Raw genomic sequence first — 8,447 nt, 5'->3', positions numbered from 1 at the left:
ATGATCTTCCAGGAGCCGATGACCGCGCTCAATCCGCTGCAGACGATCGGCGACCAGGTGGCCGAGACGGTCAGGGTGCACCGCGCCGCCGGCCGGGCCGAGGCGCGCGCCATTGCCGAGGCGACGCTGGAGCGGGTGGGGCTGCCCGCGGCGCGCTTCCCGCCGACGCGCTATCCGCACCAGCTCTCCGGCGGCCAGCGGCAGCGGGTGGGGATTGCCATGGCGATCGCGCTGCGCCCGAAGCTCCTCATCGCCGACGAGCCGACCACCGCGCTCGACGTGACGACCGAGGCGCGCATCCTCGCGCTGCTGCGCCGGCTGGTCGAGGAGGACGGGATGGCGATGATGCTGATCACCCACGATCTCGCCGTGGCGGCAGAGGTGGCGGGGGCGCTCGCCATCATGCACCGCGGGCGGGTGGTCGAGACCGGGCCCACCGCCGAGGTGCTGCGCGAGATGCGCCATCCCTATACCCGCGCCCTCTTCGCGGCCTCGGGCCATGTGCCGGCCCGGCGCGCCCGGGCGGGCGGCGCGCCGCTCCTCGCCGTCGAGGCGATGGTGCGCGACTATCCCGGGCCGCGGCGCGGGCTCTTCGGGGGGCGCGAGGCGTTCCATGCCGTGCGCGGGGTCAGCTTCGAGCTCGACGCCGGCGAGAGCCTCGGCCTCGTCGGCGAGAGCGGCTGCGGCAAGTCGACGCTCGCCCGCGCCGTCCTGGGCCTCGAGCCGATGCAGGGCGGCAGCGTCCGGGTCGAGGGCGAGGCGGTCCGCGCTGGCGAGCCGATGCCGCGCAGCCTGCGCGCCAAGATGCAGGCGGTCTTCCAGGATCCCTACGGCAGCTTCAACCCGCGCCACCGGGTCGCCCGCCTGGTCGCCGAGCCCTTCCACCTGCTCGACGATCCGCCGCAGGGGGCCGGGCGGCGGCGGGCCGTCGAGGCGGCGCTCGCGGAGGTGGGGCTCGCGCCGGCCGATGCCGACAAGTACATCCACGAATTCTCCGGCGGCCAGCGGCAGCGGATCGCCATTGCCCGGGCGCTCATCATCCGCCCGAAGCTCATCGTGCTCGACGAGGCGGTCTCGGCCCTCGACGTGCAGGTCCGGGCGCAGATCCTCGATCTCCTCGCCGACCTCATGGCGCGGCACGGCCTCGCCTATCTCTTCATCAGCCACGACCTGGGGGTCGTGCGGGCGATCACCGACCGGGTGATGGTGATGCGCGCCGGGGAGGTCGTCGAGGCGGGGCCGACGGCCCGGGTCCTCGAGGCGCCCGAGCATCCCTATACCCGCGAGCTCATGGCCGCGACGCCGGTGCTCGAACGGGCGGGCTGAGCGTGCCCGGGGCACGCGTGCCCACCTGGTGACTCTGTTGTTTTTGCTGGATAATCCCTGCCGCCGTCAACCGGATGGCAATCTTCGTTAACGGGATTCCGGCGCGAGCCGCGCGCGGAGCCGGGCGAGCATCGCCGCCGGCGGCTCGCTCGGGCGGTACTCGCAGCCGAAGGCGCCGGCGTAGCCGGCCCCGACCATCGCCGGCAGCAGGCGGGCATAGTCGAGCCGCCCCCCGGTCGGCTCGGCGCGGTCGGGCAGCGAGGCGATCTGCACGTGGCCGAGGTGCGGCAGCGCGGCGCGGAACCGCCCGAGGCAGTCGCCGTCCCCGGTCTCGACGTGGTAGCAGTCGAAGAGGATCTTCAGCCGCGGGTGGTCCACCTCGGCCAGGATCGCCAGCGTCTGGTCGAGGCTCGACAGGAAATAGCCGGGATTGGCGGCGCGGCAGATCGGCTCGATCAGCACCGTGCCCGGGAAGCGCCCGAGCGCATGGCGCAGGTTGCCGACTAGGGCGGCCCGCGCCGCATCGCCCTCGGCCCGGCCGGAGAGGACGTGGATCGCCCCCGCCCCGACCGCCCCGGCGACGGCGGCGGCGGCGTCGATGTCGGCGCGCGCCTCGGCCTCGGCGCCGGGGATGGCGGCGCGGCCCGCCGTCTCCCCCATGCGGACGTTGAGGCCGAGGACCGGCAGCCCGGCCGCGGCGAGCGCGCCCGCGAGCGCGCCCGGGTCTTCGCGCTGCGCCTCGTCGTGGAACTCGACCGCATCGAACCCCGCGGCGGCGGCGGCGCCGATGCGCTCGAGGAAGGGCAGCTCGCGGTAGAGAAAGCCGGTATTGGCCGAGAAGCGCATCGCGCCCGTCTCCCCTCTGGCAATGGTCGGCGCCAGCCTCCCCCGCCGCCGCGCGAGAGGCAAGGCGGGTTGCGGCAGGTCGGGCGCCCCGCTACCGTGCGCGCAACGAAAGGGGAGGAAAGGCTCGCATGGCTGAGGTCACCATCCGCGACCTGCGAAAGTCCTTCGGCCCGGTGGAAGTGCTGCACGGCGTCTCGATCGACATCGCGGAGGGCGAGTTCGTCGTCCTCGTCGGCCCCTCCGGTTGCGGCAAGTCGACGCTGCTCCGCATGCTGGCCGGGCTCGAGCATGTGACCTCGGGCGAGATCCGCATCGGCGACCGGGTGGTGAACGACCTGCCGCCGAAGGAGCGGGACATCGCCATGGTGTTCCAGAACTACGCGCTCTACCCGCATCTCACCGTCGCCGAGAACATGGCCTTCTCGCTGACCCTGAAGGGCGCGCCCAAGGCCGAGATCACCTCGCGGGTGAAGCCGGCCGCCGAGATCCTCGGGCTCTCCAACCTGCTCGAGCGCTACCCGCGCCAGCTCTCCGGCGGCCAGCGCCAGCGCGTCGCCATGGGGCGCGCCATCGTGCGCGACCCGCAGGTCTTCCTGTTCGACGAGCCGCTCTCGAACCTCGACGCCAAGCTGCGCGTCTCGATGCGGGCCGAGATCAAGAACCTGCACCAGCGGCTGAAGACGACGACGGTCTACGTCACCCACGACCAGATCGAGGCGATGACGATGGCCGACAAGATCGTCGTCATGCACGACGGCCGGGTCGAGCAGATCGGCGCGCCGCTCGAGCTCTACGACCAGCCGGCCAACCTCTTCGTCGCCGGCTTCATCGGCTCGCCGGCGATGAACATGCTGACCGGGCGGCTGGCCGACGGCGGCTTCGTGACCGGCGACGGGATCGCGCTGCCGGTGGCGCGGCCGCCCGCCGCGGCGCCGGGCGGGCCGGTCGTCTACGGCCTGCGCCCCGAATCCATGCACCTCGGCGGCGAGGTGCCGCTGCGGGTGGAGGTCGTCGAGCCCACCGGCTCGGAGACGCACGTCCTCGGCCATATCGGCGCGACCGAGATCGTCGGGGTCTTCCGCGAGCGGGTGCGGGCGGCGCCCGGCGAGGAGATCCGCGTGCGCGTCGACGCCGAGGCGACCCACCTCTTCGATGCAGGCTCGGGGGCGCGCCTCTCGGCCTGAAGGCGCGCGGCTGCGGGGCCGCCGCCGCTCGATCAAATCCCAATCCCGCGAACAAGGAGGTTACATCCGATGAGCAACATCACCCGCCGCGACCTGATGGCCGGCGCCGCCGGGCTGGCCGCGGCCAGCGCCCTCGGCATCCCGCGCGCCTTCGCCCAGGAGGTGCCGACCTACACGCCCGAGGAAGGCGCCTCGCTGCGCCTGCTGCGCTGGGTGCCCTTCGTGAAGTCGGAGGAGGAGGCCTGGAACGCCAACACCCGCGCCTTCACCGAGGCGACCGGCGTGCAGGTGCAGGTCGACCAGGAGAGCTGGGAGGACGTGCGGCCCAAGGCGGCGGTCGCCGCCAACGTCGGCTCGGGCCCCGACATGGTGATGAGCTGGTTCGACGACCCCTTCCAGTATCCCGACAAGCTCGTCGACGTGACCGAGCTCGCCGAGGCGGTCGGGGCGGCCAACGGCGGCTGGTACGACGGCCCGCGCGGCTATGCCGTGCACAACGACCGCTTCATCGCCATGCCGCTCTGCGCCATCGGCAACGCCATCTGCTACCGGCAGAGCCACATGGAGGCGGCGGGCTTCTCCGAGTTCCCGAACGACACCGCGGGCTTCCTCGAGCTCTGCAAGGCGCTGCAGGCCAAGGGCACGCCCGCCGGCTTCCCGCACGGCAAGGCGGTCGGCGACGGCAACAACTACGCCCACTGGCTGCTGTGGAGCCACGGCGGCAGGATGATCAACGAGGATTCGACCGTCGGCATCGACAGCGCCGAGACCCGCGCGGCGATCGAGTACGCCAAGCAGCTCTACGCCACCTTCATCCCCGGCACCGAGAGCTGGCTCGACATCAACAACAACCGCGCCTTCCTGGCCGGGCAGGTGTCGCTGACGGCGAACGGCGTCTCGCTCTACTATGCCGCCAAGAACGACCCGGCGATGGCCGAGATCGCCGAGGACATCCGCACGGTGAACCTGCCGATCGGCCCGGTGGGCGAGTCGGTCGAGCTGCACCAGACCACCTCGATCTCGATCTTCAACCACACCAAGTACCCGCAGGCGGCGATGGCCTACCTGGCGTGGATGTACGACACCGGGCGGATGAACGCCTGGATCGAGGGGGCGAACGCCTATTGCTGCGGCGCGGCCAAGGGCTTCGCCGACAACCCGGTCTGGACCTCGAACCCGATCCACGCGCCCTATGCCAAGGCCTCGGCCACGCTGCGCCCGAACGGCTACGCCGGGCCGCTCGGCTACGCCTCGGCCGGGGTGATGGCCGACTACGTCCTCGTCGACATGTTCGCCGAGGCGGTCACCGGCCAGGCCTCGGCCGACGACGCGATCGCCAACGCCGCCAAGCGGGCGGGCCGCTACTACGGCTGAGACGGCCATGCCGGCGGGCGTCCCGCCCGCCGGCCCTTTCCGGGGAGGTGACGGATGGCGGGCAGCAGCCGCGGGGGCCTGATCTACTGGCTGACCGAGAGCCGCAACGGCCTCGGGCTCATCTTCATGCTGCCGGCGGCGGTCTTCCTGCTCTGCCTTCTCACCTATCCGCTCGGGCTCGGCGTCTGGCTCGGCTTCACCGACGCGCGGATCGGCCGCGAGGGCATCTTCGTCGGGCTCGAGAATTACATCTGGCTCTTCAACGACAGCGTCTTCCGGCTGTCGGTCTTCAACACCATCTTCTACACCGTGGTCGCCTCGGTGCTGAAGTTCGGCCTCGGGCTCTGGCTGGCGCTGATCCTGAACGAGAAGCTGCCGCTGAAGAACTTCTTCCGCGCCATCGTGCTGCTGCCCTGGGTGGTGCCGACGGTGCTGTCCGCGCTCGCCTTCTGGTGGATATTCGACAGCCAGTTCTCGATCATCTCCTGGGTGCTGATGAAGTGGGGGCTGATCTCGGCGCCGATCAACTTCCTCGGCGAGCCGTGGAACGCGCGATGGTCGGTGATCGCCGCCAACGTCTGGCGCGGCATCCCCTTCGTCGCCATCTCGCTGCTCGCCGGGCTGCAGACCATCCCGCAGTCGCTGAACGAGGCGGCGGCGCTCGACGGTGCCACCGCCTGGCAGCGGTTCCGGCGGGTGACGCTGCCGCTGCTGACGCCGATCATCGCGGTCGTGATGACCTTCTCGGTGCTCTTCACCTTCACCGACTTCCAGCTCATCTACGTGCTGACCCGCGGCGGGCCGGTGAACGCGACCCACCTGATGGCGACCCTCTCCTTCCAGCGGGCGATCCCCGGCGGGCAGCTCGGCGAGGGGGCGGCGATCGCGGTGGCGATGATCCCCTTCCTGCTGGCGGCGATCCTCTTCAGCTTCTTCGGCCTGCAGCGGCGCAGGTGGCAGCAGGGGGGGAGCGACTGATGGCCGGGGAACGCAGGGCCGAGGTCGGGGAGGAGATCGTGTCCGAGGCGCTCGCCGCCGCCCGCGCCGCCCAGGCCCCGGTCGACGACATCGTCGGCATGGAGCAGTACAACAGCCTGCCGCGGCGGATCCTGGTCACCTACCTGCCGCTGGCGGTCTTCGTCTTCGTGCTGCTCTTCCCCTTCTACTGGATGGCGATCACGGCGGTGAAGCCGAACCACCAGCTGACCAACTACACCGACTACAGCCCCTTCTGGGTGGTCGGGCCGACGCTCGAGCACATCAGGTACCTCTTCCTCGAGACCTCCTATCCGGGCTGGCTCTGGAACACGATCCTGGTCTCGGTCGCCTCGACCGTGCTGGCGCTCGCCGCCTCGGTCTTCGCCGCCTACGCCATCGAGCGGGTGCGCTTCACCGGCGCGCGGGTCACCGGGCTCCTGATCTTCCTCGCCTACCTGGTGCCGCCCTCGATCCTCTTCATCCCGCTCGCCTTCATCGTCTTCCAGGTCGGCATCTTCGACTCCCGCCTCGCGCTGATCCTGACCTATCCGACCTTCCTCATCCCCTTCTGCACCTGGCTGCTCATGGGCTACTTCCGCTCGATCCCCTTCGAGCTCGAGGAGAGCGCGCTGGTCGACGGCGCCTCGCGCTGGCAGATCCTGACCAAGGTCATCCTGCCCCTCGCCATCCCCGGCCTGATCTCGGCCGGCATCTTCGCCTTCACCCTCTCCTGGAACGAGTTCATCTACGCGCTGACCTTCATCTCCTCCTCGGAGAACAAGACCGTGCCGGTCGGCGTCCTGACCGAGCTCGTCCGCGGCGACATCTACGAATGGGGCGCGCTGATGTCCGGCGCGCTGATCGGCTCGCTGCCGGTCGTCATCCTCTACTCCTTCTTCGTCGACTATTACGTCTCCTCGATGACGGGCGCCGTGAAGGAATGAGGCTCGGGGTCATCGGCGACGACTTCACCGGCTCGAGCGACGCCGCCAACACCCTCGCCCGCGCCGGCGCCCGCACGCTGCTCCATGCCGGCGTGCCGGAGGGGGCCGTGGCGCCGGGGATCGACGCCGCCGTCGTCGCGCTCAAGACCCGCTCGGTGCCGGCCGCCGAGGCGGTGGCGCAGTCCCTCGCCGCCTGCCGCTGGCTGGTCGGGCAGGGGGCGGAGCAGATCGCCTTCAAATACTGCTCCACCTTCGACTCGACGCGGGAGGGCAACATCGGCCCGGTGGCCGAGGCGCTGCTCGCCGAGCTCGGCGCCGCGCTCGCCCTGGTCTGCCCGGCCTTTCCGGCCACCGGGCGGACGATCTACCAGGGGCATCTCTTCGTCCACGACCGGCTGCTGAGCGAGTCGGGCATGGAGAAGCACCCGCTGACCCCGATGACCGACCCCGACCTCCGCCGCTGGCTCGGCCACCAGACCCGGCTCCCGGTCGGCCACCTGCCGCTCGCCGCCCTGCGCGGCGACGCCGACGCGGCGCTGGCCCGCCTGGCCGGGCAGGGAGTGCGGCTCGTCGTCGCCGACGCGATCGACGACGACGACCTGCTGCGCCTCGGACGGGCCGCGCGCGGCCACCAGCTCGTCACCGGCGGCTCGGGCATCCTGCTCGGCCTGCCCGGCAACTTCGGCATCGCCCCGGCCGGGGGCGCCGGCGGCTTCGCCGGGCAGCCGGGGCCGGCGCTGGTGCTGGCCGGGAGCTGCTCGGCCGCGACGCTCCGGCAGGTGGCCGAGTACGCCCGCGCCCATCCGACGCTGCGCCTCGCCGCCGAGGATGCGCTCGCCCCCGAGGCCGGCCTCGCCCGCGCCCTCGCCTTCATAGAGGCGAACCGCGACGCCGCGCCGATGGTGACCTCGAGCGACGCCCCCGAGGCGGTCGCCGCCGCCCAGGCGCGCCACGGCCGCGAGCGGCTGGCGGCCGGCTACGAGGGCATCTTCGCCGACCTCGCCCGGGAGGCCGTCGCGCGCGGCGTCGTGCGTCTCGTCGCCGCCGGCGGCGAGACCTCGGGGGCGGTAGCCGGCGCGCTCGGCAAGGCCGCCTTCGCCATCGGGCCGGAGATCGACCCCGGCGTGCCGGCGCTCGCCACCCTCGGCGCGCCGCGGCTGGCGCTGGCGCTGAAGTCGGGGAACTTCGGCGCCGACGACTTCCTCGCCCGGGCGCTCGAGGTGCTGGAGGGCCGGGGATGACCGGCGAGGAGCGGGCGCTCCGCGACGAGATCTGCCGGCTCGCCGCCTCGATCTTCGCCCGCGGGCTGACCGCGGGCTCCTCCGGCAACCTCTCGGCGCGCCTGCCCGACGGCTTCCTCGCCACCCCGACCAACAGCTGCCTCGGCTTCCTCGAGCCGGCCCGGCTCGCCAAGCTCGACCCCTCCGGCGCGCATGTCGCGGGCGAGCCGCCGACCAAGGAGGTGCCGCTGCACATGGCCTTCTACCGCGCCCGGCCGCAGGCGGGCGCGGTCGTGCACCTGCATTCGACTTATGCCACCGCGCTCTCCTGCCTCGCCGACACCGACCCGGAGGACGCCATCCCGCCGATCACCCCCTATGTGGTGATGCGGGTCGGGCGCGTCCCCCTCGTCCCCTACACCCGCCCGGGCTCGGCCGAGGTCGCGCCGCTGATCGCCGCCCGCGCTGCCGGCGCGGCGGCTGTCCTCCTCGCCAACCACGGGCCCGTCGTGTCGGCGAAGACCTTCCGCGACGCCGTCTTCGCGGCCGAGGAGCTCGAGGAGACGGCGCGGCTC

Annotated in this window: 8 protein-coding genes; 7 read left to right on the top strand and 1 reads right to left on the bottom strand. The window is 72.2% G+C overall.

What is annotated here, in order from left to right; genetic code table 11:
* Nucleotides 1–1,326: dipeptide ABC transporter ATP-binding protein (locus tag Q0112_RS16800; RefSeq protein WP_297977140.1), on the top strand; the 1,326-nt coding region annotated here is incomplete at its 5' end.
* Between the two features lie 87 nt (nt 1,327–1,413).
* Here Q0112_RS16800 and Q0112_RS16795 read toward each other — a convergent pair.
* On the bottom strand, nt 1,414–2,172 hold the full coding sequence (locus Q0112_RS16795) for a TIM barrel protein (protein WP_297977139.1): 759 nt from the start codon (nt 2,170–2,172) through the stop codon (nt 1,414–1,416).
* A gap of 128 nt (nt 2,173–2,300) precedes the next feature.
* Between Q0112_RS16795 and Q0112_RS16790 the strand changes: the two genes are divergently transcribed.
* From Q0112_RS16790 to otnC, 6 genes are all read left to right on the top strand, one after another.
* Entirely contained in the window at nt 2,301–3,356 is a 1,056-nt protein-coding gene (locus Q0112_RS16790; RefSeq protein ID WP_297977138.1) for an ABC transporter ATP-binding protein, read from the top strand.
* Nucleotides 3,357–3,425: 69 nt separating this feature from the next.
* Nucleotides 3,426–4,730 carry an extracellular solute-binding protein gene (locus Q0112_RS16785; protein WP_297977137.1) on the top strand — a complete coding sequence of 435 codons (1,305 nt, stop codon included), beginning with the start codon at nt 3,426–3,428 and terminating at the stop codon, nt 4,728–4,730.
* A 54-nt stretch (nt 4,731–4,784) separates the two neighbouring features.
* The gene (locus Q0112_RS16780; RefSeq protein ID WP_297977136.1) at nt 4,785–5,708 is read left to right on the top strand and encodes a carbohydrate ABC transporter permease; all 924 of its coding nucleotides are present in this window, start codon (nt 4,785–4,787) and stop codon (nt 5,706–5,708) included.
* Nucleotides 5,708–6,652, top strand: coding sequence for a carbohydrate ABC transporter permease (locus tag Q0112_RS16775; RefSeq protein ID WP_297977135.1), 945 nt, complete (start codon nt 5,708–5,710; stop codon nt 6,650–6,652). Before Q0112_RS16780 ends, Q0112_RS16775 begins: the two co-directional genes overlap by 1 nt.
* Nucleotides 6,649–7,893, top strand: a complete 1,245-nt coding sequence (gene otnK / locus Q0112_RS16770) for a 3-oxo-tetronate kinase (protein ID WP_297977134.1) — start codon at nt 6,649–6,651, stop codon at nt 7,891–7,893. The genes Q0112_RS16775 and otnK overlap by 4 nt, the downstream gene beginning before the upstream one ends.
* On the top strand, nt 7,890–8,447 hold a 558-nt coding region (gene otnC, locus Q0112_RS16765; protein ID WP_297977133.1), incomplete at its 3' end, for a 3-oxo-tetronate 4-phosphate decarboxylase. The genes otnK and otnC, both read left to right, overlap by 4 nt.

Source organism: uncultured Amaricoccus sp. (assembly GCF_937858865.1).
Classification (GTDB): domain Bacteria; phylum Pseudomonadota; class Alphaproteobacteria; order Rhodobacterales; family Rhodobacteraceae; genus Amaricoccus.
The sequence above is the reverse complement of the archived record's forward strand: the minus strand, read 5'-3'. Positions and strand labels throughout refer to the sequence as shown.

Coding starts and splice junctions, on each gene's coding strand:
- Q0112_RS16795 (WP_297977139.1), bottom strand. CDS start 2,172: ATGCGCTTCTCGGCCAATACCGGCTTTCTCTACCGCGAGCTGCCCTTC.
- Q0112_RS16790 (WP_297977138.1), top strand. CDS start 2,301: ATGGCTGAGGTCACCATCCGCGACCTGCGAAAGTCCTTCGGCCCGGTG.
- Q0112_RS16785 (WP_297977137.1), top strand. CDS start 3,426: ATGAGCAACATCACCCGCCGCGACCTGATGGCCGGCGCCGCCGGGCTG.
- Q0112_RS16780 (WP_297977136.1), top strand. CDS start 4,785: ATGGCGGGCAGCAGCCGCGGGGGCCTGATCTACTGGCTGACCGAGAGC.
- Q0112_RS16775 (WP_297977135.1), top strand. CDS start 5,708: ATGGCCGGGGAACGCAGGGCCGAGGTCGGGGAGGAGATCGTGTCCGAG.
- otnK (WP_297977134.1), top strand. CDS start 6,649: ATGAGGCTCGGGGTCATCGGCGACGACTTCACCGGCTCGAGCGACGCC.